The sequence below is a fragment of the Candidatus Phycosocius bacilliformis genome (genome assembly GCF_003112735.1).
Classification (GTDB): domain Bacteria; phylum Pseudomonadota; class Alphaproteobacteria; order Caulobacterales; family Aquidulcibacteraceae; genus Aquidulcibacter; species Aquidulcibacter bacilliformis.
On record NZ_BFBR01000002.1, the window covers coordinates 65,537 to 90,102 of the forward strand.

Genomic DNA, 24,566 nt, shown 5'->3' on the forward strand with positions numbered 1-24,566 from the left:
CTAACGCGAGGCGATCAGGGCATCCACCACCGAAGGGTCCGCCAAGGTCGAGGTATCGCCCAAACTGGAGACATCCCCTTCAGCAATCTTGCGCAAGATACGCCGCATAATTTTGCCGCTTCGTGTCTTGGGAAGACCAGGGGCGAAATGAATGGCATCGGGTGTGGCAATTGGGCCAATTTCCTTACGCACCCATTGCACCAATTCCTTGCGCATGGCATCGCTTTCGGTGGCATCTGAATTCAAAGTCACATAAGCATAAATGCCTTGGCCCTTGATATCATGCGGGAAACCGACAACGGCGGCCTCTGCCACCGCAGCATGGGCGACCAAAGCGCTTTCCACTTCAGCTGTACCCATGCGGTGGCCGGACACATTGATCACATCATCAACCCGTCCTGTGATCCAATGATAGCCATCCTCATCGCGCCGACAGCCGTCGCCGGTAAAATAATAGCCGGGATAGGCTGAGAAATAGGTTTGGAAAAAGCGTTCATGATCACCCCAGACCGTGCGCATCTGGCCCGGCCAGCTGTCGGTGATGCACAAATTGCCATCTGTAGCCCCTTCCAGCACCTTGCCTTCGCTATCAAGCAACACGGTCTTGACCCCGAACATGGGCAAGGTGGCCGAGCCGGGTTTGAGGGCCATGGCACCGGGCAAGGGTGAAATCATCGCCCCACCCGTTTCGGTTTGCCACCAGGTATCAACAATCGGGCAGCGACCTTCGCCCACGACGTGATAATACCATTCCCAGGCTTCAGGATTGATCGGCTCGCCCACGCTGCCCAAAAGCCGCAGCGACTTGCGTGAGGTGCGCGTGACATACTCATTGCCTTCGCGCATCAAGGAGCGCAGTGCTGTGGGCGCGCCGTAGAATATATTGACCTCATACCGATCGACAATGTTCCAGAAGCGGCTGAAGTCGGGATAATTGGGGACGCCCTCGAACATCACAGTCGTCGCACCATTGGCCAGTGGCCCATAGACGACATAGGAATGGCCGGTGACCCAGCCGATATCGGCCGCACACCAGAATATTTCGCCATCCTGATAATTGAAGATGTAGGAGAAGGTCATGGCAACCCAGACCAAATAGCCGCCTGTGGTGTGCAAAACCCCTTTCGGCTTGCCCGTACTGCCCGAGGTGTAGAGGATAAAGAGGGGGTCCTCGGCATTCATCGGTTCTGGCGGGCAGATGTCAGACACATTGGCGACAACATCATGATACCAGTGGTCGCGGCCTGCCTGCATGGCAATCTCATTGCCGACATGGGCGATGACGAGCACATGTTTGACGGAGGGGCAGTGGGTCAAGGCTGCATCGACATTGGCCTTGAGGGGGACCGTCTTGCCCCCGCGCATGCCAGCATCGGCGGTAATCACAATGCTGGAGTCACAATCCTGAATCCGCCCTGCCAAGGCTTCGGGAGAAAAACCGCCAAACACAATGGTATGTATGGCCCCCAGTCGGGTACAGGCCAGCATGGTCATGGCAGCCTCAGGGATCATCGGCAGATAAAGCGTGATGCGATCACCCTTTTTCACACCCAAATCCTTCAAAGCATTGGCAAGGCGACAGGTTTCGCGGTGCAATTCCCGATAGGTGATTTTGCGCGATTGGCTGGGCTCATCGCCCTCCCAGATGATGGCAACTTGGTCAGCGCGTTCTGCCAGATGGCGATCGAGGCAGTTTTCTGAGACATTGAGAACGCCATCTTCGAACCATTTGATGCCGAAATCGGCCTCGTGGAAGCTGGTATTCTTCACTTTGGTAAAGGGTTTCATCCAGCTGATACGCGCGGCTTCCTGCGTCCAAAACGCATCAGGATCTTGGATTGAGGCCGCATAGGCTGCCCGATAGCCTTCTTCAGTGATCCGTGCCTTTTTCGCCCATTCGGCTGGGACTGGATAAACAGCTGCCATCGTCGTCTCCCTTATCAAGCCGGCTTGCGTCGGCCTTGTCTCGATTGGCCCAACCCTGCCCACCCGATTTCTGGTGACTTGGATCGCAGGGAGGTTGGGCCCGTGTTTGGGTTGTTTCTAGAGTCTTTTTTACACACCCGCACCCTAGACCAAAGTCTATCGGGCCTTCGACTAAAGTCTAGCTATCGCTGGCTGCTGTGACCTGAGACCTTAGCACCAATGGCACCGGACTCTCCGTCCCACGCGGGGGATGTCCACGAAGGCCTGTGCGAACATTTATCGAGGGAACGATCATGCGTTTGACCAAGCGGCGTCATTATTTGTTGTCGGGCATTGCCCTGTTTGCCTTTGCGGCGACCTCCGCTCATGCCGACACCCCCAAGGAACAAGAGCTTGAGGCCCGCATCGCGGCACTGGAGCGCATGTTCGGCTCAGTCCAAGCTGATCTGGCCGCCACCAAGGCAGAAAACGCCAAGCTGCGCGCCGATGCGGCCGAGGCCCAAGCCCAGGTTCAGGCGCGCACCGCTGAGCTGGCCGCCTCCGTCGCAGCCATCAAGGTGACACCGGCAGCCTCGACTGCCCCAGCACCAGTTATTGCCCCTGCCGATGGCTTCAAAGTGGGGGCCACCACAGTCAAGCTGGGTGGCTTTTTAAAGACAACGGTGGATTTCACCCGCTGGAATGATGGGGATGTTGCAACCGGCAATCTGGGTCGCGACTTCTATCTGCCCCAATCCACCCCAATCGGGGGGACGCGCGAAAGTGTGGACAATGACTTCAATGCCAAACAGACCCGCCTGTGGCTGACCACAGAGACCGCGGTCGCTGGTCATACGCTTAAAGGCTATGTCGAAGGCGACTTCCAAACCTCGCCTGGCCCGCAAGGCAATGAGCGCACCACCAATGGCTATAATTTCGCGCTGCGCCGGGCCTATTTGCAATATGACAGGCTGACGGTCGGCGAAGACTGGACCACCTTCCAGAATATCGCGACCCTGCCTGAATCAACCGATTTCATCGGCCCAACAGAAGGCATTGTGTTTGCCCGCCAGCCGCTGATCCGATATTCTTATCCGGTCAGCAAGACCACGACTTTGCATCTTGCGCTGGAAAATCCTGAAACGGCCAGCGCCAATTTGGGCTCGCCCACATTGATCGAAAATGATGATGATTCTGTGCCTGATGTGGTGGTGCGGCTCAATCACAGCTTTGCCCAAGGTGAAGTCTCGGTGGCCGGGATCGTGCGGCAATTGTCGGTCGACAATGGCGCGATTGGCGACACCGCCACCGGCTATGGGATCAGTGTTGCCGGCAAGATCAATCTCGATCAAGCCAAGCGCTATGAATTCAAGTTTATGGCCACAACCGGGACCGGCATCGGTCGCTATGTCGGTCTGAACTTTGCCCCCGATGCGGTGTATGTGCCCGCCACCGCACAGCTGCAAGATGTCGATATCGCTGGGGGCTATGCTGCCTTCAAAGTGAATTGGACCCCGCAGTTGCGCTCCTCGCTCATCGGCAGCATCCAGAGCGTCGATTATGCCAAGGGCCTCACACCCGCCAGTCTTGCGACATTCAACAAGCAAGCCTGGAGCGTGTCCGCCAATCTTTTCTACACCCCGGTCAAAGGCTTGGATTTGGGTGCAGAATATCGCCACGGCGTGCGTGAAGTTGTCAGCGGGGCCGATGGCTCGCTCGACAGGCTCGAATTCCTGGCAAAATACAGCTTCTAAAAGGAAAACGGAGGGAGAAAGACATGGCTACGGTAAAACCGATGCCCGTCACAGCTGGAGGCCACGCCGCGGCCTCAGCCAAGGGGCAGAATGAGAAATTGGTGATTGCGGCGTCCTCGCTCGGTACCGTGTTTGAATGGTACGACTTTTACCTCTATGGCCTATTGGCCACCTATATCTCAGCCCAATTCTTCTCAGGCGTGAATGAGACAACCGGTTTCATCTTTGCCTTGGGTGCCTTTGCTGCTGGCTTTGCCGTGCGGCCGTTCGGGGCGCTGGTCTTTGGTCGGATCGGCGACATGGTTGGTCGCAAGAACACCTTCCTTGTCACCATGGGCCTGATGGGGCTGGCCACATTCGGGGTCGGCCTGTTGCCATCCTATGCCACAATCGGTGTGATGGCCCCCATCATTCTGATTGGTCTGCGCCTTCTGCAAGGCCTGGCCATGGGTGGTGAATATGGTGGGGCTGCCACCTATGTGGCCGAGCACGCGCCGGAAGGTAAGCGTGGGCTTTATACCAGCTGGATCCAGACAACCGCGACTTTGGGGTTGTTTGCCGCTTTGCTGATCGTCATTGGCACCCGCACACTTCTGGGTGAAGAGGTGTTCAAGGCCTGGGGCTGGCGCGTGCCATTCCTCGTGTCGATGATCCTGTTGGCCGTATCCATGTGGATCCGCCTTCAGCTCAACGAAAGCCCAGTTTATCAAAAGATGAAGGACGAGGGTAAGACGTCCAAAGCACCCCTGACCGAAGCCTTTGCCAAATGGGGCAATTTGAAGTGGGTCGTCATCGTCCTGTTCGGTGCGGTCGCTGGTCAAGCCGTGGTTTGGTACACTGGCCAATTCTATGCTCTGTTCTTCCTTGAGAAGATGCTCAAAGTCGACGGTGCCACGACCAATATCTTGATCGCTGTGGCCTTGATGATCGGTACACCTGGCTTTGTGTTCTTTGGTTGGCTGAGTGACAAGATTGGCCGCAAGCCTATCGTGTTGGCAGGCTGTGCTTTGGCAGCGCTGACCTATTTCCCCGCCTTCCATGCCCTTACCAAAGCAGCCAATCCTGCTTTGGCCCAAGCCCAAGCCAGCGCACCGGTGAGCGTGGTGGTCAATAATGCCGATTGCTCGGTCCAGTTCGACCCTGTTGGGAAGAATAAATTCGACACCAAGAGCTGCGACATCGCCAAATCCTATCTGGCCAAAAGCGGTGTCAGCTATACCAAGGTTGATGCACCCGTCGGCACCATTGCCGCCATCAAGATCGGTTCAGAGACCTTCGTCGCCCCTGATCCATCCACCGTGGCAGGTGCAGCAAAGAAGGCCGCCATCACCGCCTATCAGGACAGTGTGAAGGCTGCTTTGGCCAAGGCCGGCTATCCATCCAAGGCTGACCCCGCCGCGATGAACCGGCCTTTGGTGATTGGCATCCTGGTCTATCTGGTGCTGTTGGTCACAGCAGTCTATGGCCCGATTGCCGCCCTCTTGGTGGAAATCTTCCCAAGCCGGATCCGCTACACCTCAATGTCATTGCCCTACCATATTGGCAATGGCTGGTTTGGCGGCTTCCTGCCCACCACGGCCTTTGCCATGGTGGCAGCAACGGGGGACATTTATTACGGCCTCTGGTACCCCGTCTTGATTGCAGGGCTGACCGCCATTGTTGGGCTGTTGTTCCTGCCTGAAACCTTCAAGCGCCGCCTTGATGCCTAAGGGTTTTTGAAATCCAGATCATCCTGACCAAGACCGGCTGCCACAGGTGGCCGGTCTTTTTCTTTGTGGCTGGCAGACTTGTAGCGTTCTGGCCTCTGCGGTTTTGACAGGCGATGGGCCACACGATTGAAGATTATGATTGCCAGGCTCAGGCTCAGGCTTACGGTTTGGTGCCTCGCCCTGATCTGCGCATTGCCGCGTTGGTCCAAAAGGCCTTGGGAACAGCCCGTACAGTCCTGAATATTGCGGCAGAGACCGGCTCATATGGGTTGAATGGGCTTCATGTCGTCGTGATTGAGCCTTCAGCCACGCTACGCACTGAGCTAGGTTCGTTCAAAAGCGCTCAGCGCCGCTTTGGCAATTTCTTCGCCCCATTCCTGCACGAAATGGCCGCCATTGTGGATGACCAGCGGGGCTGGGCAGCCGCGAATGAGTTGGTACATATCTTCCATGACATCGAGCCCGAATACCGGATCGGCCGCACCCCAAGCCATAAAGCTTTTGCCGCGCCACTGCTCAGCCCAGAACGTTCGCGCAGCAAGTGAGACTTCCACCCCGTCCATGTGAGGTTCGGTCATCACACGTTTGGGAAACGCGCGGACTCCAGCCTTATAGGTTTGATCGGGGAAAGGGGCATCATAAGCGGCGATCTCATCGGGTGTGAGATGTGGGGCAGAACGCTTGATGAGTGCGCCAATGTCGAGATCAGGCCGTGCTCCGGCATATGTGCGCCAGGCGAGAAAGCCCGCGCTAGGGGGGTGACCCGTGGCCAAAGTGGTGTTCATGATCAACAGACGGTCGATGCGCTCCGCCATGCCTGCAGCAATTGGCAGGGTCAGGCCCAATAGCCCGCCCCAATCCTGAACCACGAGCGTGATCTGGCTTAGGTCCAGCCGCTCAATCAGCCGGATCAGGAATTGGCGATGAAAGTCAAAGCCATAAACCTCTTCATCCAGAGGTTTGTCTGAGCGGCCAAAGCCCAGCAGGTCTGGAGCCACAACGCGCGCGCCGCTGGACAGAAACACCGGGATCATATGGCGGTAAAGATAGCTCCAGGTGGGTTGACCATGTAGGCACAAATAGACATGGGCCGCATCTGCAGGGCCTTCATCAATCACAGCCGCGCGCAATCCGTCGTAGCCGGGCAAGTCGCTGATGTAATCGGGTTGATAGTCAAAGCCCGGCAAGCTGGCAAAGCGGGCATCGGGTGTTCGCAAGAAGTCCACAATCAGTTCCCCCCTGGCTGAATGGTCGTTGGGTGGTGGCTCATCGTTTCAACACACCGCTGCCCACAATACCCACGCCAAACATGACCGCCAGGATCGTATTGGGGATGAGATTGAGGGCAAATCCCGTCGCCACCGAACATATGCCATCAATGACATACCAGCCCGTCAACCCAAACATCATCGCCAGCCACAGCGGGCGGGCTTCGCGCCCGTGAGCCAGGGCAAACCTGATCACGCCGTGCAATGTGATGGCCCAACCAATGGTGATCGCCCCCATAAGGCCGAGGGCAAAACGCAGGACCGGATGAAACGCATCTGGACCTGCAGGACCCAGAATTGCCAGCAGCTGTTGGACAGGGCTGCTGGTGGGCTCAAAGGCACCAGCGCATAACAATGCGCCAAATCCAATGAGCGACAACGTAAAGGCATTAAAATAAAGCCGCCAGAATGGGTGCATGTGCGATCTCCAGAGATCACCTGCCAAAGGTCAGGGGTTTGCCGATCATGCGGTGTGACCTTGCACCCTGCAATTACCTCTGGCGTTATTGAATGGCCTACGAGGACATGCAAATGGGTCTGGCAGAGGAGATCCGATTATGCCGGGGGATACCCAGTTGCAGATGGCTGATCACGATGGCGGCTTTGCCCGTCTATTGCGCGACTGGCGTCAAAGGCGACGTCTGTCACAACTTGATTTGGCGCTGATGTCGGGCGTGTCACAGCGCCATGTTAGCTTTCTGGAATCCCGGCGTGCCAATCCAAGCCGCAATATGATCTTGCAATTGAGCGAGACCTTGGATGTCCCTTTGCGTGATCGTAACGCATGGCTGACGGCGGCAGGCTTTGCCCCCATTTATAAGACACGTACGCTGGATGATCCCCAAATGAGCCAGGTGATGGCGGCGATCCACATGATGCTGAAGGCGCATGAACCGTTTCCAGCCTTGGCCCTTGATCGGGCGTGGAATGTGCGTTTGTCCAATCAGGCCTTTGATCGGCTGACAGCCATGCTGGGTGAGGATATTTGGGCGCGGGTGGGCGATGGCACGCGTAACCTCATGCGCTTATTCTTCCATCCTGACGGCATTAAGCCCTATGTGACCAATTGGGCTGCGGTCGGCCCGCTGATCTGGCAGCGCGCCCAGCGCGAGGCCGAAGCCGTCGGCGAACCCGCGATGAAGGCGGTATTGGCGGAGTTGGCCCCCTATCAGGATAATCACATTCTGTGGTCAGCGGCAGAGACGGCTCTGGTTCCGGTGATGCCCTTTTCCATGGAAATGAATGGTCTTAAGATTTCCATGTTCGCTGTGGTTGCCACCTTTGGTACGGCTCAAGATATAACCGCTGATGAGCTGCGACTGGAGACCTTATTTCCCGCAGATGCGCAGACGGAGGCTTTATTTCGCGCTGCCGCTACCCCGCCAGATCCAAGTCGATAACCTCATAGGTAATTGCATGTCGGCAATCGCCGGGCCAGCCTGAAGATCTGATCACACATCTGCGCATCGGGCCCGTTTTTGGGTATAGGAGGGAAAAAGACCATGTCTGCCGACACGCCGCTGGCGATTGCCCAGAGCTTTCTGAAGGCCATGGAGCCGCTTGATTATGACACAGCACTCAAGCTTGTCGCCCCTGATTGCACCTATATCAATCCCCCACCCATCGGTGCCGTAACAGGACCGGCTGGCATTCGTGCGGTGCTTGAGCCGTTTTTTGCCCCGACGCTTGAAAATGAGTTTCGGATTTTGCGCGCAGCGGTGAGTGGAGATGTGGTGTGCCTTGAACGGCTCGACCGACACAAATTGGCGGACAAATGGGTGGAATTGCCCGTGACAGGCATATTCGAAATTCATGATGGTCTCATTACATATTGGCGAGACTATTTTGACGCGGCCACCATCTTGAACCAATGGCCGCGCGGGTGATGAAGGTCTCGCAGGCGGCCCAAAAGGCGTGGTTGAAAGTCACTGCCATCATTGTCGGCAGCTTCGGGCCGGTCTTCTTTCTGGGCACGATGGCGGCCACGCGTGAGCCTGCGCGTTGGACGCTGGATGTGTTGAGTTGGCCATTGGACGGGGCAACCCGGTTTTCAGATCCTGACACACAGTTCTTGGCAGCCCTGACAGGCGGCTTTCTGGCCGGCTGGGGGGTGATGATCTGGTGCTTGTCTACCTTTGTCCATGATCAGGCCCCTGAAGCGGTGCGCCGAACGGTTTTAATCAGCCTTCTGACGTGGTTCTGCTTTGATAGTGCGGGATCTATCGCTTCGGGAAATGGATCGAATGCGCTGATCAATATGATGGTCTTGATCTTGGCAGTCGGGCCGTTGTGGTGGCCTGCCACAGGCACCAAAGACCCCTCCGACACCTAGAGCCGTTCTGCCACAACCGACTTGCCAATCAGGGCCTCAATCTCCTCTGGGCTGAAACCTGCATCGGCAAGCACTGCGCGCGCATCTTGGCCGGGGGCTGGGACCGCTGGTTTGGTGGTCTCGTCCAGTCCAGGAAAGCGGATCGGACCTGATGGCGAAGCCTTAAAGCCACCGGCTCCATCGGCAATCTGTGTTATGCCACCTGCAGCCAGAAATTGCGGATCGGCGACCGTTTCAGCTGGACTTTGAACCGGGGCCCACACCAAATCATGGGCATCAAGGCTTTCGGCGATGTCTGCAAAGTCGCGAGAAGCAAACACCGCATCCATCAGCCCCACCAATTCAGCTCCATGTTCGCGCCGCGCTTTGGAGGTGGCAAAGCGGGGGTCGTTCTGGAGCCGCTCTAATCCAAGGGCGGCGCAAAAGCCCGGCCAATCGGCGGTGCCTTGTCGGGGTAGCAAGGTGAGCCAGCGTCCATCACGGCACTGGAAGAAATTGGCCAGCGGGTTGACCGCTTCAAGACGGGGGCGGGTGGAGGCCAATCGCCCAAACCGCATCTGGATCGACATGTCCGAGCCCAATGTATAGGTGCCCGCCCGCAGAAGCGAGGCATCAACGTGTTGACCCTTACCGGTCAGCGAGCGGCTGTGCAGGGCTGCAAGAATGCCCGCGACTGTGGCCAGCGAACAAATATGGTCGCCCACCCCTGTGCGGATCGGGAAGGGGTCAACGCCTTTGGGTGCGGTCAATCGTGCCCACCCCGAGCGGGACCAAAACGCGGCAACATCAAAACCAGCCCGGTCGACATCTGGGCCTTCCAGCCCATAGCCGGTGACATTGGCATAGATCAAAGCGGGATTGACTGCCGAAAGCGCAGCATAATCAAGGCCTGCTCGGGTAAGCCCGCCGGGACGCACATTGGTGATAAAGATGTCGGCATCGGCCACCAGCCTGCGCACCAAATCGCGCCCTTCATCGCCGCCCGTGTCGATGATGATGGATCGTTTGCCGCGATTATCGAGGTCAAAAACCGGGTTTTCGGCAATATCGGCCCCAATGGTGTCAAAGAAACGTCGGATTGGGTCGCCACCGGGGGGTTCGATCTTGATGACATCAGCGCCCCAGTCCGCCAACAAGCCGCCAGCCCCGGGGGCGGCAATATAGGTGGCATATTCAATGACTTTCAGACCCTTGAGCAGCATTCATCCCCCCGTTTTCTTCTTTTGGCCCGGGTCTTTATTCAAGAACAGGCGTTCTGTTAGACCCTTGAACACTTGACGCATTTACCTGTGTAAAGACCTCATTAACCCTAACACAGCACCTTAGCCCTCATGCGAATCACGGCAAGAGTGGCTGCAGGAGCATTGTCATGGGCGTTTCCACGCTGCGCGTAAACTTAAGTGAAGCAGACATTCGATCATTGATCAAAGGCGAGACCGACGAAGATCGGGCGCTGGCCTGTTATCGTCTTTGCCGTCGCATCGATACGGTTACATTGAGCGACGAAGAACGCGCCTATGCCGAGCAAATTCTGAAGATCGTGATTGCAGGGGCGGCCGAGCGTGTGCGTCGTGCGCTGGCGGTGACGCTGAAGGCCTCGCCTAATCTTCCCGCCGAAATTGCCACCAAACTTGCCCGTGACATTGATTCCATTGCTGTTCCAATTCTGGAAAGCTCGCCTGTCTTGAGTGATGAGGATCTGGTTGAGATTTTGGAGTCAGCTGAACCTGCCCGCCAATATGCGATTGCCCGGCGTGAAACGCTTTCTGAAGTGGTGACAACAGCCTTGTGCACCCACGGGGTGGATGGGGCCATTATCGAAGCCCTGCGCAATGATGGCGCGCAGTTCAATGATGTGGGTATGACACGTGCACTTGATCGCTTTCCAAGCGTGCGTGAATTGCAAGAAGCCATGGTGGATCGGCCGATCCTGCCGCTTTTGGTCTCTGAAAAACTTGCAGCTAGGCTTACCGGTGAATTGTTTGACCGTCTGGTCGAAAAACACGCGATGCCGCCACAAATGGCGATTGAGTTGGCAACCCAAACCCGCGAGCGGGCAGGGGTGGATTTGGTCGCCCAAGCCGGTCTACAGGCCGATATGAAGCGGTATGTGCAGCAATTGCACCTGAATGGTCGCTTGACGCCCAGCTTCGTGCTGCGGGCCTTGTGTCAGGGTGAAGTACGTCTGGTTGAACATGCCTTTGCCGAATTGGCTGGCATTGCCCACAATAAGGCATGGCTTCTCGTTCATGATGGCGGCACCATGGGACTACGCGCAATTTTTGAGCGCGCCAATATGCCGCCGAGCCTGTATCCTGCCTTCCGGGCAGCGATTGAAGTGCTGCATGAGACTGAGTTTGACGGCACCGCTGATGATCGCATGCGGTTCCGCAAGCGCATGATTGAACGTGTCCTGACCCGGTTCCAGTCCATCCCTGAAGATGATTTGAGCTATCTGCTTGAGAAGCTCGATTATGTGCGTGAGGAGACGGATGATCGCCGTCGTGCGGTCGGCTAGAGCCGTGCGCTGAGGGGCGGCTCGTGGCTTTTTAGGCGGAAGCGAGCGCCAACATGATCATGATACAGCAAAGGCCGCCCCGAAAGGGCGGCCTTCATGTTTGAAGCCTGAGCTATATAACTTGTAGGAGGCCGATTATTCGCCCGCAGCGTATCGGTTCACTTGGGTCTGCAGCTCGGTCAAGAGCGCGCGGCCGATTGGATGCTCACTGTCTTTGATGTTCTGGCGCACGGCGGCCACGATGGCACCGACGTGGGCATCAAGGATTTGGCGGGGGGCTTTGGCGCGCCCTTCTGGGCTGTCGATCAGTTTGCACAGCGACGCGGCAAATTGCGACACAATGGGAAAGCCATAAGTGGTGCCAAGGCCTTTAAGATCGTGGGCGCGGCGGTAGAATTCTTCCAGTTCATGTTCACCAGAGCCAGCCTGCTTCACCACGCTATAGGCTGCTTCCAGCTTGGTGAGTTCATCGTTCAGCCAGCCAGCAAACTGGTCAGACATGGAGGCGAGGGCTGCCTCAGCCCGTGCGATGGCCGCAGCGTCGAACCCGCCCAACCGGTTGCCCAATTTCGCCTTCAGGCGGTTGGGTGGTGAAATGAATTCAACTTGATCATCTTGGCTGGGCATTGGTTATTCTCCACGATGACGCATGTTACCAAATTGCCTTTAATAGAAGGTGAAGGGCGAATATCTGTTGGTTTAACAAGGCTAATGTGGCCGTATTCTTGCGATCTTTTTGAGTAATTTTTAGCCTTCTGGTGAGTTGGAAGTTTAGCGTGTGATCGTGGGAAGGTATAAGCCCGCGCCTGAAGATTGGCGCGCACATCTACAGGTCTTGGAGCGTCACACCATCAAGCCGAAAATAGGAGGCTTTGATGAACCTGACCAATCACCTATCGAGGCGGCCCGACCGCCAAATCAGGCAACCATAAAGACAGCGCCTGCTTGGTTGCTTCATTCTGGTGGCAAGGATTGAAGCGGTGGAGGCGACCCTATTGCGCGAATTGTTCAGCCAGCATGCGTTCATCGAGTGAGCGGTCGGGGTCAAACAGCATGACCATGCTGCGTGCGCGATCCTCTCGGATGCTGACGCTGGCGACATGGCGTACTTCTTGACTGTCGGCCGAGGCAGCCACAGGTCGCAAATCGGCATCAAGCACCTCAAACCGCACCTGACATTCCCGTCGTAACAGCGCCCCGCGCCAGCGCCGAGGCCGGAACACGCTGATCGGAGTCAGAGCCAACAGGCCACAGCCCAACGGCAGGATCGGCCCATGGGCTGATAGATTATAGGCCGTGCTGCCTGCTGGGGTTGCCAGCAACAGACCATCGCAAATGATTTCATTAAGGCGCTCGGCCTCATCAACAAAAATCCGCAGACGCGCGGTTTGATGTGTCTGCCGCAACAGCGAGACTTCATTGATCGCCACATGCTCATGCACGCTGCCGTCAACCTGTACGCTGGTCATGCGCAAAGGGTGGATAACAGAAGCCTTGGCCGCCGCGATCCGGTCAAGCAAATCGGTCTCACGGTAGTCATTCATCAAAAAGCCGATGGTGCCTTGATTGAGACCAAACACTGGCACCCCGTCATCCATATGGCGACGCAGGGTTTCCAGCATCAAACCATCCCCGCCCAAGGCGACAATCACATCCGCCTCGCTCTCTTTGACGGAGCCATAGAGGTGGCGCATCCGCATCAGGGCGTCGCGCGCCTCGGGCCGGGCACTGGCCACAAAAGCAATACGTTCAAAGCGACGACGCGGTGCTGTCATGGACCCCAACCCGGTTCAAACTAATCAGCATCCCCCTTAGAACAAAGCCGCCCTAAGTTGCCACCGATATTTTAGTTGGACATGCCTTTGGCAAATGCTGTGCGGGCCGCATTAGGCGAGCAGCGCATCCAGACCAGCGCGACGGTACGATCATCGCCAATGGTCCATGGAATCGCACGCGTCTCAAGGGTTTCATAAATCGTGCGCACGATCGAGGAATCGAAATTGGCTGCCCGTGCCGCCAGTGCGATGCTTTCAGTGTCAGCATTGGCAAGTTTGCGACTGACCCCGGCGGTTGGCAATTCCAGAATATAGGCAAGACCACGCACGAATTGATCGCGCTCGCCCCGCATCAGAGCGGCAACCAAAAAGCCCGGTGTCGGCTTGATATCGAGCTTGCGGGCCGAGGTGCGTACCTGGTCGACGACACGGTCAGGCAATGGGTGTTTAAAGGCGGTCTTAGCGGCCGAACTGGCTGCTTCGGCGCTGGTATCTGCAACGATGGTGACCAGCCTGTCAGCAATTTTTGGCGATACGCGACTGACGATGATATCGCGAGCTTCCGCCCCGGCCAGCGCGAAGGCAGCAGCAACCAAACTGGGCGGTAGGTCATGGCGCTGAACCAGCAAATTGAGCGATTCTGGCATGTCTGAGAGTGAGTTCATCGCCCGTTCAAAGTCAGCAGATGTGATCCGTGCTGTGACATTGGCAGCCAAAGTGGCCAGTACCTTTTTGTCATCGGTCTCAATCAGGCTGTGCGATACCCGCTCGCCGATGCAAGGCCGTTCAGCAATGGCCTGACGATGATCATAGCCACACGCTTGCACCACCTCGACCAAGATATCGTCATTGAGGATGGGGCAAAAACTCAGGATCGGCTGCGCAATGTCAAATGAATCAAGCGCTAGCTCGCGCACCAGATCGACCGGTGCCCAATCGGCCATGGCCAAGGTCGCCGACAATTTAAGCCGTACTTCCTGGCGGGCAAACTGATAGAGCTTGACCAATATGTCTGAGAACAGCGTGCGCTCCATTAATGAAGCGGCTTCACCATTATCAAGAAATTGTTCCGCCGTCGCTGCAACCAAGGCCTCGCGCGCCTCGCGAGAGTCATTTTCTGCCAATTTAATCAGCGGATGAGGGGCGTTTGTATGTGACATCGCCCCAAGGGTTAACGTTATCATCGTTACCAACCCGTAAACGACATGATTAAAAAGCTGCGGTTACGTTGGGTAACTTGATTATCGCTCACAATGGGGTAACGATCAGGGTTTATGGAGGAAAAGCCGGATGAATGCACATACAAACACGTCCAGCACCAACCCAGCCATGCAGACCGGAACGGCTTTGCCAGAGGGGTCAGCCCCGGCATTGACAGGTCTGATGGCCAGTGTCGCGCACCTCTATGGCGAACGGGTTGATGATGCTGAATGGCGCGCCCGCGTCGATTGCGCTGCCCTTTATCGTTTGATTGCGCTCTATGGCTGGGATGATATGATTTTCACCCATATTTCGCTGCGTTTGCCGGGGCCTGATCATCATTTTCTGATCAATCCCTACGGCTTTCTGTTTGACGAAATTACCGCGTCATCGCTGGTGAAAGTAGACCTCAATGGCAATGTGATTGAGCCGACACCTTACTTCATCAATCCCGCAGGCTTTACCATTCACTCAGCCATTCATGCGGCACGCGAAGATGCCATGTGCGTCATCCATTGTCACAGTGATGCGGGTGTTGCTGTGAGTGCCCAGAAGGGAGGCCTTCTGCCGGTGTCGCAAACCGCAATGGCCTGCACCCATGATTTGGCCTATCATGATTATGAAGGCGTGGCGCTGGATCTTGATGAGCGCGAGCGTTTGGTGGCCGACATTGGCACCAAGAACTTCATGTTGTTGCGTAACCATGGCACGCTGACAGTTGGGGAATCGGCTGCATCGGCGTTCATGCGCATGTTTTATCTGGAACGGGCCTGCAAAATGCAGGTTCTGGCGCAGGCAGGTGGCGAATTGCTGACCTGCGATGATGCCATGGAAGCTCGGGTTGGTCAGCAAACCAAACCCGCATTTATGCAGGCATTGGGTGGAATGTTGGCGTGGCCCGGCCTGCTTCGCAAGGTCGCACGCCAATCGCCCGGCTTCAACACCTAGGGCGGCTGGGGCGCTGTCTGCTGGCGACCTCAGGTGTCGCCCTCATACCCCTGCCCGTGGCGGCAGGGGCGTGGGTTCCTGAACGTGATCGCGGTGTCCTGATTGCCAATGCTGTGCAGGTCAGCGTGGATGACCGCGATCCCGGGCTGTCGGTCGAGTTTTATGGCGAATATGGTTTAGGCCATGGTTGGGCGGCCGTGCTGGCCCCCTCTGCCAGTCGAGGCGTCCGTGCAGCTGGTATCGACTGGGCCAGCGATGAAGTCTTGGTCGGCTTACGAAAGCAAATTTGGTCCGGTCCTGATCGGGCCATTTCCGTCCAGATTGGGGCCTTCTCTACCCCTTCAACCAGACTTGCTAACCGGCGCGATCAGGGTACTGAAGTAAGGCTCAGCTTTGGCCGCAATGTCACACGAAAAACATGGATTGATGGCGAGATTGCCACCCGCACCTGTGATGGGGGGCGGCAAGGCACCCGTTTTGATGCGGCTGCCGGGATTAAACTGGCGGCTGACCGTCAGGTGATCCTGAAAGCCTTTGGCGATGGTGATGGTTGCAGCAAGGAGATTCTGCGGGCCCAAATCAGCTATTTGCGGCCCATATCCAAGCGTTTGAGCCTTGAATTGGGTTGGCGCCAAACCTTGTCTTCACCTGACAACCGCGCAGAGCGGGGCTTTGTTGTCGGTGTCTGGCACGCGTTTTGATCGCGCTCTTATTGCCTTGTTCGGCTTATCCCGGCATGACTTCTAAGCGATCAGCTGGATCGTGAAGCCGTCACGTGCATCGACAAACTTGCCCGTGGACTTGCAAAGGTGCATGGGGTCTCGGCAAAGTCATGCTGAACGAGAAGCCGGACGTTGCGTGGTGAAAGCCTATATCCAAGCCAAATGCGAAAACGTGGAGAACCATGGCGTTGCGTGATTATCTGAAGCGGCATTTTTTCTTTGCTCTCGCCGGTGCTGCCTTTTTGTTGATGTTCGGCTTTGTCTTGCTGAAAGAGGTTGGCCTGTTTGGCAAGTCAAAGGGGGCAAGTGGTCCGCCTGCGGCTGCGGCGACCGGCAAAGGTGGGGCTGCCAAAGCGGGAGGCCGTCCAGCTGTGGTGGCTTTGAGCACTGCGGATGTGCGGGTTTTCTCTGACCGTGTTCAGGTTCCCGGCAATGCTTTGGCCAATGAATCCATTACAGTAACCTCCAAAGTTCAGGACGTGGTTGAAGAAGTCCGCTTTGAGAGCGGCCAGTATGTTAATCGCGGCGAGGTCTTGATTATTCTGGCGCGGACCGAACAATCGGCAGACTTGGGTGGTGCGCGCAGTGACGTGGCCGCTGCCTTTGATGATGCCAGTGCGGCGATGAACGAGATCAATGCAGCCAGTCGTGACCTTGAGGCCGCGCGTGCCGGTATTGTTGAGGCTGAAGCCAATCGCAATGAGGCCAAGCTCAATTATGATCGTGTGGCCGCTTTGGCCGAGCGCGGATTTGCCTCCAAGGCTCGGCTTGATTCGGCCAAAGCGCAGTTGCAGACCGCCGATTCAAGGCTCCAGGTGGCACGTGAACGTGCTGAAGGTGCAGGTCAAAGGCTTGAGACCCAGCGTGTGCGCGCCAATGCGCTGACGCGGCGGGCTCGCAGCGTCGACCAGCGAAGTAATTCCGCCCAATCTCGTTTGGCAGATCGCATTATCCGCGCGCCGTTTTCCGGGCGCATCGGCCTGCGCAATGTCAGTCCGGGGCAATTGGCGCGGCCAGGCGATTCTTTGGCGACTCTCGATGATATTTCAGAGATCAAAGTCGATTTCGACGTGCCTGAAAATCGGCTGGCGTCCGTTCAGGTGGGAACCGAGGTTGTTATTCGCTCCAGCGCATATCCTGATGAAGTCTATAAGGCGACAGTCCGGTTTGTGGATACACGAGTGGATCCCCGATCGCGCACCATCCGGGCGCGCGCTTATATTCCCAACCCGGCAGGACGGTTGCGTCCTGGCATGCTGCTCAGCGTTGATCTCCTAACACCAGACCGTCAGATGCCAGCAGTCCCCGAAGTTGCGCTGTTGGAAGAAGGCAATGCGACGTACGTCTTCATAGCCAATGGCTCAGACAAGGATGGCATGACGGCCAAACGTGTCCCCATCAGTGTGGGGATGCGCAAAGATGGTTTTGCCGAGGTGCTGACCGGCCTGCCTGTCGGGGCAAAAGTTATCACGGAAGGTTTGGTTGGCTTGCGTGATGGTCAACCGATCAAGCCGCAAGGCGCCCCGTCCAGCAAGACACCGGATGGGAAGGCGGGGCCCGCGACGGCCCGGCCAGATGGGCGTGGTGGCTGATGTTTCTGGCCGATATCTCCGTTAAGCGTCCGGTGCTGGCCACAGTGGCTAGCCTGCTGTTGATTGCTTTTGGCCTGATTGCATTTCGCACCTTGCCTTTGCGCGAATTGCCTGCCGTGGATCCCCCGATTGTGTCGGTCACCACACAATATCGCGGTGCCTCATCTGATATTGTCGAAAGCCGCATAACCCAGATCATTGAGGATCAACTGACCGGAATTGAAGGCTTGGCCTCGATTCAGGCCTCAAGCCGCGACGGGCGCTCGTCGATTCGGGTTGAGTTCAAACTGTCGCGCAATCTCGATGAAGCGGCCAATGATGTGCGCGCAGCCGTCAGCCGTATCCAGAACCGCTTGCCCCCTGGGGTTGATCCCCCGCAAGTCGAAAAATCGGATGCGGATTCTGACCCGATCATGTTCCTCAATCTGGCGTCGGACACGCTGACGACGGCCCAATTGACCAGCTTTGCCGAGCGGACATTGGTGGACCGCTTAAGCGCGATTGACGGGGTCGCCACGGTCCGGGTGTTTGGTGGATTGCGCCAATCCATGCGTGTCTGGCTGGATACAGAGGCTCTGGCTGCTCGTGGGCTCACACCTGATGATGTTGATGCCGCTTTGCGGGCGCAGAATGTTGAGTTGCCCGCCGGGACCATCGAAGGCCAAGAGCGCGACTATACGATGCGGATTGCACGAGGCTATCGTACCGCAGAAGAGTTCCGTCGGATGCCGATTGGGCGCAGCGGCGATGGCAGGGTCACGCGGCTGGAAGATGTCGCCCGGGTCGCGGTTGAACCTGAAGATGACCGCCGGATCTTTCGGGGCAATGGCGTCAATCAAGTGGGGCTTGGCATCGTCCGACAATCCAATGCCAATGCGCTTGAGGTGGCCCGTGCCATTCGGGCCCAGAATGACCAGATCGCCAAGACCTTGCCCAAGGGAACAACCATCGTGGTGGCCTTTGACTCAACGGTCTTTATCGAGCGGGCAATTACTGGGGTCTGGCACACGATGGGCGAGGCCATCATTCTGGTGGTATTGGTGATTTTTCTGTTTCTGGGATCCTTCCGGGCAGCGCTCTTGCCGGCTGCGACCATTCCAGTGTGCTTGATTGCGACCTTTGGCGTGCTGGGCCTTTTTGGCTTCTCGATCAATCTGATCACGCTGCTCGCCTTGGTGTTGGCGATTGGTCTGGTGGTGGACGATTCTATCGTGGTGCTGGAAAACATTCAGCGTCGTATAGATTTGGGCGAGCCTGCCTTGATTGCCGCCCAACGTGGCACCAATCAGGTGGCGTTTGCCGTGATCGCTACGACTGCGGTTCTGGTGTCGGTCTTTACGCCACTCTTGTTTACCGGCGGATTTGTAGGCCGATTATTTGTGGAATTGGCGGTCACCATCGCTTCGGCGGTGACGATTTCAGCCTTTGTCGCTTTGACCCTGACCCCGATGATGGGCTCGCTTCTGTTGCGGCCTGCCGATAAGGCCAACAAGCTGTCGGCCTTTATCGACTCCTCATTCGACAAGATACGTGCGTCTTATGCAGCCTCCGTCAAAGCCAGTCTTTCGGCACCGAAAACCGCTTTTGCTGTCATGGGTGTGGCCGTGTTGGCGGCGGGCTTTTTTGCAACCAAGCTGCCCAGCGAGCTCATCCCCTTGGAAGACCGTGGCAATATCACGGTCAATTTCAGCGGACCTGAGGGTGCAGGCTTTGCCTATACCCGCCAGATTGTGGCCAAGACCGAACCTGTATTTGCCACCTATGTCGCGAGCGGTGAAGCAACCCGCACATTGGTCATCGCCCCTAATTTTCAGGATCAAGGCACCAATCGTATGAACCGGGGCATTGGCCGTATCTTCCTGTCCGAATGGGGCACGCGGCGGGATGGCAATGAGATTGTCGACGAGCTCAATAGGAAATTGTCGGCCATTCCAGGTGCCCAATTTCGGGCCTCGATGCAAAACGCATTCTCAGGTGGGCGCGGGCCTGGTTCGGATGGGGTGTCCATCGTCTTAGGTGGCAGTGATTATCAGGAATTGGCAGCTGTGGCGGAGAAAATCGTCGCCAAGGGCCGGTCGAATGAGGGTTTTGCCCGCATCCGCATGAATTACGAACCCATTTCGCCCAAGATTGAGATTATCATCGATCGGGAGCGGGCTGCGGCCTTGGGCGTGTCAGTTCAGGCAATCGGGCGGACTTTGGAGGCAACAACCGGGCTGCGCCGGGTCGGCACTTATCCGGCTGACGGGGAAGAATATGACGTCATTTTGCAAGTGGACCGGCGCGAGCGGCAGAATGTGGAAGCCTTAGGCCGGATTTATGTGCGATCCGACCGATCTGGCGAGTTGGTGCCCTTGTCCAATCTCGTCACCACCCGCAATCTTGGCGGGGTCGATGATTTGCCGCGTGTGAACAAGCTGCGCGCCGTGACGGTCACCGCCAATCTCAATAAGGGCTATACGATTGGTGAAGCGGTCAAATGGTTGGAGACAGAGGCTGCCGCCGCCATGAAGCCAGACATGAAAATCGATTACACAGGCCAGTCTCAGCAGTTCAAAGAAGCTGGCTCTGCCATCGGCTTTGCTTTTGCTTTGGCAATCCTGATCGTGTTTTTGACTTTGTCGGCACAATTTGAAAGTTTCGTTCACCCCGTCACCATCATGATCACCGTGCCGCTGGCGATTGCTGGTGGTTTGTTCGGGCTTTATGCGGCGGGCTTTACCCTCAATATTTATTCCCAGATCGGTTTGATCATTCTGGTCGCTTTGGCGGCCAAGAATGGCATTTTGATTGTGGAGTTTGCCAATCAGTTGCGCGATGAGGGACGTTCGATCAAACAGGCCATTGCTGAGGCTGCCGATCTGCGCTTGCGCCCGATTCTGATGACATCTGTTGCCACTGTGGCCGGGGCTTTGCCTTTAGCGCTCTCGCAAGGGGCGGGCAGTGAAGCGCGTGCCAATATCGGCGTGGTTGTTGTGTTTGGGGTGCTGTGTGCAACTGCCCTGACACTCTATGTCGTGCCGGTAATTTATATGTTGTTGGCCCGTTTCACCGGTAGCCCCGAGGCCCGTGCCAAAGCCATTGAGGCATTTGAAGAGGAAGAGGCAGAAACCGCTCAATCCGCACGTGTCGACTAGGGTTTCATGCTCATAAGCAATGCTGAATCACCGAGAATTGCGCGGCAGTCTGTTGCAAGCAATCGATACGCCACAGACAACCGCCGCGCCGCAACATTCAGGTACAGGGACTGGTGGGTGCGTGTCCCACGGGTTAGGATAGAGTTATGAACGCCATTTCCAAATCGGCCTCCATGCCGCTGACCCCGCGTGAACTTTCTGCCCTTGCCACGCTGGAAGAGCGCCTCTTATGGCTGTCTTCGTGGACGATCCATCACGCCAATCATGTGCGACCCAATCGTGACGGGCTCAAAGTAGGTGGGCATCAGGCCTCCTGCGCTTCGATGACCAGCCTGATGACGGCGCTCTATTTCCATGCGTTGCGACCTCAAGACCGGGTTGCGGTTAAACCTCACGCAAGCCCAGTATTCCATGCCGCCCAATATATGTTCGGTCGGCAGACCCGCGATCAGCTTGAGCGCTTCCGGGGATTGGGTGGGGCGCAGTCCTATCCCAGCCGCACCAAGGATAAGGATGATGTGGATTTTTCCACTGGCTCTGTCGGGTTGGGCGTGGCCGTCACCGCTTTTGCAGCACTTGTGCAGGATTATCTGGCCGCGCGCGGACGAATTGGTGCGGACCGCATGGGCCGGATGATTGCCCTTTTAGGGGATGCCGAACTCGACGAAGGCAATATTTATGAAGCCCTGATCGAAACCTACAAGCATGATTTGCGCAACATCTGGTGGATCGTTGATTATAATCGCCAGAGCTTGGATGCCACCACCTCAGAACGAATGTGGGACCGGTTTGACGATATCTTTGAGACGGTCGGCTGGGACGTTCTGACCCTGAAATATGGTAAGCGTCAGTTGGAGGCCTTTGCCCGCCCAGGTGGGCCTGCACTGCAGGCATGGATCGAATCCTGCCCGAACGATCTTTATGCAGCCTTGAGCTATCAAGGGGCATCGGCTTGGCGTGCGCGCTTGATGCAGGATTTACCGGCGGATGGTCAGGCATTGATTGCATCCTATGACGACATCGGCTTGTCCAATCTCATGACGCAATTGGGTGGCCATTGTCTGGAGACACTGCTTGAGGCGTTTGAGCAGGCAGCCCAGAATGATCGGCCAAAATTATTCATCGCCTACACAGTCAAAGGCTGGCGACTGCCATTTCAGGGCCATAAGGATAATCATTCTGGCCTGATGACGCCTACTCAAATTGAGTCGTTGCGCGATCAATTGGGGATCAAACCCGGGCAGGAGTGGGATGCATTTTCAGGTTTGTCTCAAGACATGGCTGAGGATGTTCGTGCACTAATTGCCAAAGCACCGTTTCAAGACCCGAGACCACGGCGGTTTGAACCAGCCTCCGTTGAGATTCCGGCCTCATTTGATGTTCCAAGTGGTCAGAGTCAGTCAACTCAGGCCGCTTTTGGAAAAATATTGGCCGATATTGCCAAGACCGAAAGCGATTTTGCTGCCCGCATTGTCACCACCTCACCAGATGTGACGGTGTCCACCAATTTGGGCGGGTTTGTGAACCGACGTGGCTTGTTCTCGCGCACCACGATGAAGGACGTCTTTAAAGATCTTAAAATCGCCAGTCCGCAAATCTGGACCGGGTCGGGGGGCGGCCAGCATATCGAACTTGGGATTGCGGAGAATAATCTCTTTCTAAATCTGGCCGCCTTTGGCTTGGCAGGGGAGCATTTTGGCGAGCGCCTGTTTCCAATCGGCACGCTTTATGATCCCTTCATCGCCCGTGGCCTCGATGCGCTTAATTATGCGCTTTACCAGAATGCCCGCTTTATCGTGGTTTCAACTCCTTCAGGGCTGACACTGGGACCAGAAGGAGGGGCTCACCAATCGATCAATACGCCACTCATCGGCATGGGTCAGCCAGGTCTCACCCATTGGGAACCCGCCTTTGCCGATGAATTGGCACTTCTGATGCGTCATGCCTTTGTTGATCTGCAGGCGCCAAATGGCGGATGCCATTATTTCCGCTTGTCGACCCGCTCGCTAGAACAGCCTGCGCGATCTCAAGCCGATTGGCAGAGCCACGCCTTACAGGGAGCCTATTGGCTGGTACCGCCAGGACCTGGGTCGGGACTGGCGATTGCTTATGCCGGTGCGCTGGCACCAGAGGCCTTGGCAGGCTTTGAGGCCTTGCGCGAGGACTATCCCGATCTGGGTGTACTGGCTGTAACCTCGCCTGATTTATTGCATCGCGGGTGGACACAAGCCGGACGGGCGCGCTGGACTGGCGCAGCAGGCAAAACCAGCCACGTGGAGACATTATTGTCCGCTTTGAGCCCGCAAGCAGGCCTGATCACTTTGGTGGATGGATCGCCTGCCACCTTGTCTTGGTTGGGCTCGGTACGTGGACAGCGGGTGCGGGCGCTGGGTGTGGAAGAATTTGGCCAGACTGGGGACTTGCCAGACCTCTATCGCACCTATCGGCTCGACAGTGAAGCGATCCTCGATGCCGCAGCGGACTTGGTGCTTTAGGGGGATTACGACTGGGTAATACCCCTAAAGGAGGGATATTTTCAGGTATTGGCACCTTCACAAGCCATCTCACAAGCCATCAATGAGCGGCTTTAGCCGATTGTCATTTAGCCGATCCAAGTCCTCAATCCATTGGGAGCGAGACAATTGGTCGGCATAGGACGATAAAGCAGGGTTCAGCGCCTTTTCTTGGGCCGACAATGCGCGACGCACCGCCTCGAAACCCGCTTCGGCCTGACCCTTATAGACATAGTCGTTCAAGAAGGCCGCGACCGGAGCGAAGCTTTCGGGCCTATCAGGATCGAGCACGACCGAAGCCATTGCAGTACGTCGCGCCAAGGCAGCTTGGGCAAGCTCTTGAGCCAAATCCCCGCGTGGACCTGAGGCGTGATTTTCGGTTGCCGCGTCAATTTCCAATTGGGCTTGGGTGAAGACCTCACGCAAAAGATAAGGTGGGGGGCTTTCAGGAGTGGTGGCTTTCATCGCCTCTTGGTAGAGACCGAAGCGACCATCCTTCAAAATCAGCACAACTTGTGCAAGCGGTTGGCCTTGTTCGATATTTTGGCCATCTAGGGTTAAATCATCATAAGCCAGAAACGCTGAGGGATAGGGCCCTGTGCGATCCAATTTCACAAAGCGGGATGCGCCACTGCCGCCCAGATTGAGGCGACCCAAAAGTTTTCCGGTCGGCCCATCGAACACAAGCCGGGTCAAGCAACAATGCGAGCCGCCAGACCAGCCATCCACCACAATATCGGCATGGTGCGTGCCAGAGGCATTGATGTTGTTTGACGACATGTCAAACTGCTGAACAGGGAGGTTGGGGTCGGCTGGCAAAGCAGGCAGACGGCCTCGACCGCGCCAGACCGCCAATTCTTCTTCAAAAGGGCTGATGGACAAAGCAAAGACACGCACATCTCCCAACTCAGCCACAAGGCGGCCTTCAAAGGCTGGTTTGGGAACCAAAATGGTGACCACTGTGCCGATGCAGCCGGCAATAATGGCGATTATGGCGATGTTGAATGCCTTGTTTTTCCAGCCTGGACCCCGCAATGGGAAGGCGGGCAAGGACGGCTCACCGCTCTGGTTTGAAGGGGGTTGTGCCTTAGGTGCCATCACGGCAGTGTCCTAGCATCAAATGGCCGCAATTGCATGCAGGAAGTTTGGACCTAATCGGTGCTGGATGCTAGAGTGCGAATTCCAGTTTGGGT

Annotated in this window: 19 protein-coding genes; 11 read left to right on the forward strand and 8 right to left on the reverse strand. The window is 56.6% G+C overall.

All coding sequences use genetic code 11. From position 1 onward, the window contains the following. Entirely contained in the window at nt 1-1,926 is a 1,926-nt protein-coding gene (gene acs / locus PbB2_RS03630; RefSeq protein WP_108983958.1) for an acetate--CoA ligase, read from the reverse strand. 293 nt (nt 1,927-2,219) lie between these two features. Here acs and PbB2_RS03635 point away from each other — a divergent pair, with 293 nt between their 5' ends. Both PbB2_RS03635 and PbB2_RS03640 read left to right on the forward strand, forming a co-directional pair. Next, nucleotides 2,220-3,659, forward strand: coding sequence for a DcaP family trimeric outer membrane transporter (locus PbB2_RS03635; protein WP_108983959.1), 1,440 nt, complete (start codon nt 2,220-2,222; stop codon nt 3,657-3,659). A 41-nt stretch (nt 3,660-3,700) separates the two neighbouring features. After that, nucleotides 3,701-5,368 carry an MFS transporter gene (locus PbB2_RS03640; protein WP_108983960.1) on the forward strand — a complete coding sequence of 556 codons (1,668 nt, stop codon included), beginning with the start codon at nt 3,701-3,703 and terminating at the stop codon, nt 5,366-5,368. 323 nt (nt 5,369-5,691) lie between these two features. Here PbB2_RS03640 and PbB2_RS03650 read toward each other — a convergent pair whose 3' ends face one another. Together PbB2_RS03650 and PbB2_RS03655 are read right to left on the reverse strand one after the other, a co-directional pair. Further along, the gene (locus PbB2_RS03650) at nt 5,692-6,594 is read right to left on the reverse strand and encodes a haloalkane dehalogenase (protein WP_108983962.1); all 903 of its coding nucleotides are present in this window, start codon (nt 6,592-6,594) and stop codon (nt 5,692-5,694) included. 40 nt (nt 6,595-6,634) lie between these two features. After that, nucleotides 6,635-7,054 (reverse strand): hypothetical protein, encoded by a 420-nt coding sequence (locus tag PbB2_RS03655; RefSeq protein WP_108983963.1) that lies wholly within the window; start codon nt 7,052-7,054, stop codon nt 6,635-6,637. 139 nt (nt 7,055-7,193) lie between these two features. On the opposite strand from PbB2_RS03655, the gene PbB2_RS03660 reads away from it, so the two are divergent. The 3 genes from PbB2_RS03660 (at nt 7,194) to PbB2_RS03670 (ending at nt 8,968) form a co-directional block, all read left to right on the forward strand. Then, nucleotides 7,194-8,036 (forward strand): helix-turn-helix domain-containing protein, encoded by an 843-nt coding sequence (locus PbB2_RS03660; protein ID WP_108983964.1) that lies wholly within the window; start codon nt 7,194-7,196, stop codon nt 8,034-8,036. Nucleotides 8,037-8,138: 102 nt separating this feature from the next. Continuing rightward, nucleotides 8,139-8,522 carry a limonene-1,2-epoxide hydrolase family protein gene (locus tag PbB2_RS03665; RefSeq protein ID WP_108983965.1) on the forward strand — a complete coding sequence of 128 codons (384 nt, stop codon included), beginning with the start codon at nt 8,139-8,141 and terminating at the stop codon, nt 8,520-8,522. After that, complete coding sequence (locus PbB2_RS03670; RefSeq protein WP_108984273.1) at nt 8,522-8,968, forward strand: hypothetical protein; 447 nt, start codon at nt 8,522-8,524, stop codon at nt 8,966-8,968. Before PbB2_RS03665 ends, PbB2_RS03670 begins: the two co-directional genes overlap by 1 nt. Here PbB2_RS03670 and PbB2_RS03675 read toward each other — a convergent pair. Then, nucleotides 8,965-10,170, reverse strand: a complete 1,206-nt coding sequence (locus PbB2_RS03675) for a CaiB/BaiF CoA transferase family protein (RefSeq protein WP_305790435.1) — start codon at nt 10,168-10,170, stop codon at nt 8,965-8,967. The genes PbB2_RS03670 and PbB2_RS03675 overlap by 4 nt on opposite strands. A 167-nt stretch (nt 10,171-10,337) precedes the next feature. On the opposite strand from PbB2_RS03675, the gene spbR reads away from it, so the two are divergent. Continuing rightward, on the forward strand, nt 10,338-11,486 hold the full coding sequence (spbR, locus tag PbB2_RS03680; RefSeq protein ID WP_108983966.1) for a SpbR family protein: 1,149 nt from the start codon (nt 10,338-10,340) through the stop codon (nt 11,484-11,486). Nucleotides 11,487-11,621: 135 nt separating this feature from the next. Here spbR and PbB2_RS03685 read toward each other — a convergent pair whose 3' ends face one another. From PbB2_RS03685 to PbB2_RS03695, 3 genes are all read right to left on the reverse strand, one after another. After that, a complete protein-coding gene (locus PbB2_RS03685; protein WP_108983967.1) occupies nt 11,622-12,113 on the reverse strand; it encodes an Hpt domain-containing protein in 492 nt (163 codons plus the stop codon). A gap of 365 nt (nt 12,114-12,478) precedes the next feature. After that, the gene (locus PbB2_RS03690; protein WP_108983968.1) at nt 12,479-13,261 is read right to left on the reverse strand and encodes an NAD kinase; all 783 of its coding nucleotides are present in this window, start codon (nt 13,259-13,261) and stop codon (nt 12,479-12,481) included. A gap of 71 nt (nt 13,262-13,332) precedes the next feature. After that, nucleotides 13,333-14,421 (reverse strand): DUF2336 domain-containing protein, encoded by a 1,089-nt coding sequence (locus PbB2_RS03695; protein ID WP_192576145.1) that lies wholly within the window; start codon nt 14,419-14,421, stop codon nt 13,333-13,335. Between the two features lie 223 nt (nt 14,422-14,644). Between PbB2_RS03695 and PbB2_RS03700 the strand changes: the two genes are divergently transcribed. From PbB2_RS03700 to PbB2_RS03720, 5 genes are all read left to right on the forward strand, one after another. Continuing rightward, nucleotides 14,645-15,409, forward strand: coding sequence for a class II aldolase/adducin family protein (locus PbB2_RS03700; protein ID WP_108984275.1), 765 nt, complete (start codon nt 14,645-14,647; stop codon nt 15,407-15,409). After that, nucleotides 15,355-16,110, forward strand: coding sequence for a hypothetical protein (locus tag PbB2_RS03705; RefSeq protein WP_133245701.1), 756 nt, complete (start codon nt 15,355-15,357; stop codon nt 16,108-16,110). The genes PbB2_RS03700 and PbB2_RS03705 overlap by 55 nt, the downstream gene beginning before the upstream one ends. Before the next feature lie 203 nt (nt 16,111-16,313). After that, a complete protein-coding gene (locus PbB2_RS03710; protein ID WP_108983971.1) occupies nt 16,314-17,723 on the forward strand; it encodes an efflux RND transporter periplasmic adaptor subunit in 1,410 nt (469 codons plus the stop codon). Next, nucleotides 17,723-20,860, forward strand: coding sequence for an efflux RND transporter permease subunit (locus PbB2_RS03715; RefSeq protein WP_108983972.1), 3,138 nt, complete (start codon nt 17,723-17,725; stop codon nt 20,858-20,860). The genes PbB2_RS03710 and PbB2_RS03715 overlap by 1 nt, the downstream gene beginning before the upstream one ends. A 146-nt stretch (nt 20,861-21,006) precedes the next feature. Further along, nucleotides 21,007-23,355 (forward strand): transketolase, encoded by a 2,349-nt coding sequence (locus tag PbB2_RS03720; protein WP_238164837.1) that lies wholly within the window; start codon nt 21,007-21,009, stop codon nt 23,353-23,355. A gap of 69 nt (nt 23,356-23,424) precedes the next feature. On the opposite strand, the gene PbB2_RS03725 is transcribed toward PbB2_RS03720, so the two are convergent. Next, nucleotides 23,425-24,471: a hypothetical protein gene (locus PbB2_RS03725; RefSeq protein ID WP_108983973.1), complete on the reverse strand. Its 1,047-nt coding sequence runs from the start codon at nt 24,469-24,471 to the stop codon at nt 23,425-23,427. Between the last annotated feature and the right edge of the window lie 95 nt (nt 24,472-24,566).

Bases quoted from the DNA above. Each gene is read 5' to 3' on its own strand.
- acs (WP_108983958.1), bottom strand. From the start codon at position 1,926: ATGGCAGCTGTTTATCCAGTCCCAGCCGAATGGGCGAAAAAGGCACGG.
- PbB2_RS03635 (WP_108983959.1), top strand. From the start codon at position 2,220: ATGCGTTTGACCAAGCGGCGTCATTATTTGTTGTCGGGCATTGCCCTG.
- PbB2_RS03640 (WP_108983960.1), top strand. From the start codon at position 3,701: ATGCCCGTCACAGCTGGAGGCCACGCCGCGGCCTCAGCCAAGGGGCAG.
- PbB2_RS03655 (WP_108983963.1), bottom strand. From the start codon at position 7,054: ATGCACCCATTCTGGCGGCTTTATTTTAATGCCTTTACGTTGTCGCTC.
- PbB2_RS03660 (WP_108983964.1), top strand. From the start codon at position 7,194: ATGCCGGGGGATACCCAGTTGCAGATGGCTGATCACGATGGCGGCTTT.
- PbB2_RS03665 (WP_108983965.1), top strand. From the start codon at position 8,139: ATGTCTGCCGACACGCCGCTGGCGATTGCCCAGAGCTTTCTGAAGGCC.
- PbB2_RS03670 (WP_108984273.1), top strand. From the start codon at position 8,522: ATGAAGGTCTCGCAGGCGGCCCAAAAGGCGTGGTTGAAAGTCACTGCC.
- PbB2_RS03675 (WP_305790435.1), bottom strand. From the start codon at position 10,170: ATGCTGCTCAAGGGTCTGAAAGTCATTGAATATGCCACCTATATTGCC.
- spbR (WP_108983966.1), top strand. From the start codon at position 10,338: ATGGGCGTTTCCACGCTGCGCGTAAACTTAAGTGAAGCAGACATTCGA.
- PbB2_RS03685 (WP_108983967.1), bottom strand. From the start codon at position 12,113: ATGCCCAGCCAAGATGATCAAGTTGAATTCATTTCACCACCCAACCGC.
- PbB2_RS03690 (WP_108983968.1), bottom strand. From the start codon at position 13,261: ATGACAGCACCGCGTCGTCGCTTTGAACGTATTGCTTTTGTGGCCAGT.
- PbB2_RS03695 (WP_192576145.1), bottom strand. From the start codon at position 14,421: ATGTCACATACAAACGCCCCTCATCCGCTGATTAAATTGGCAGAAAAT.
- PbB2_RS03700 (WP_108984275.1), top strand. From the start codon at position 14,645: ATGGCCAGTGTCGCGCACCTCTATGGCGAACGGGTTGATGATGCTGAA.
- PbB2_RS03710 (WP_108983971.1), top strand. From the start codon at position 16,314: ATGGCGTTGCGTGATTATCTGAAGCGGCATTTTTTCTTTGCTCTCGCC.
- PbB2_RS03715 (WP_108983972.1), top strand. From the start codon at position 17,723: ATGTTTCTGGCCGATATCTCCGTTAAGCGTCCGGTGCTGGCCACAGTG.
- PbB2_RS03720 (WP_238164837.1), top strand. From the start codon at position 21,007: ATGAACGCCATTTCCAAATCGGCCTCCATGCCGCTGACCCCGCGTGAA.
- PbB2_RS03725 (WP_108983973.1), bottom strand. From the start codon at position 24,471: ATGGCACCTAAGGCACAACCCCCTTCAAACCAGAGCGGTGAGCCGTCC.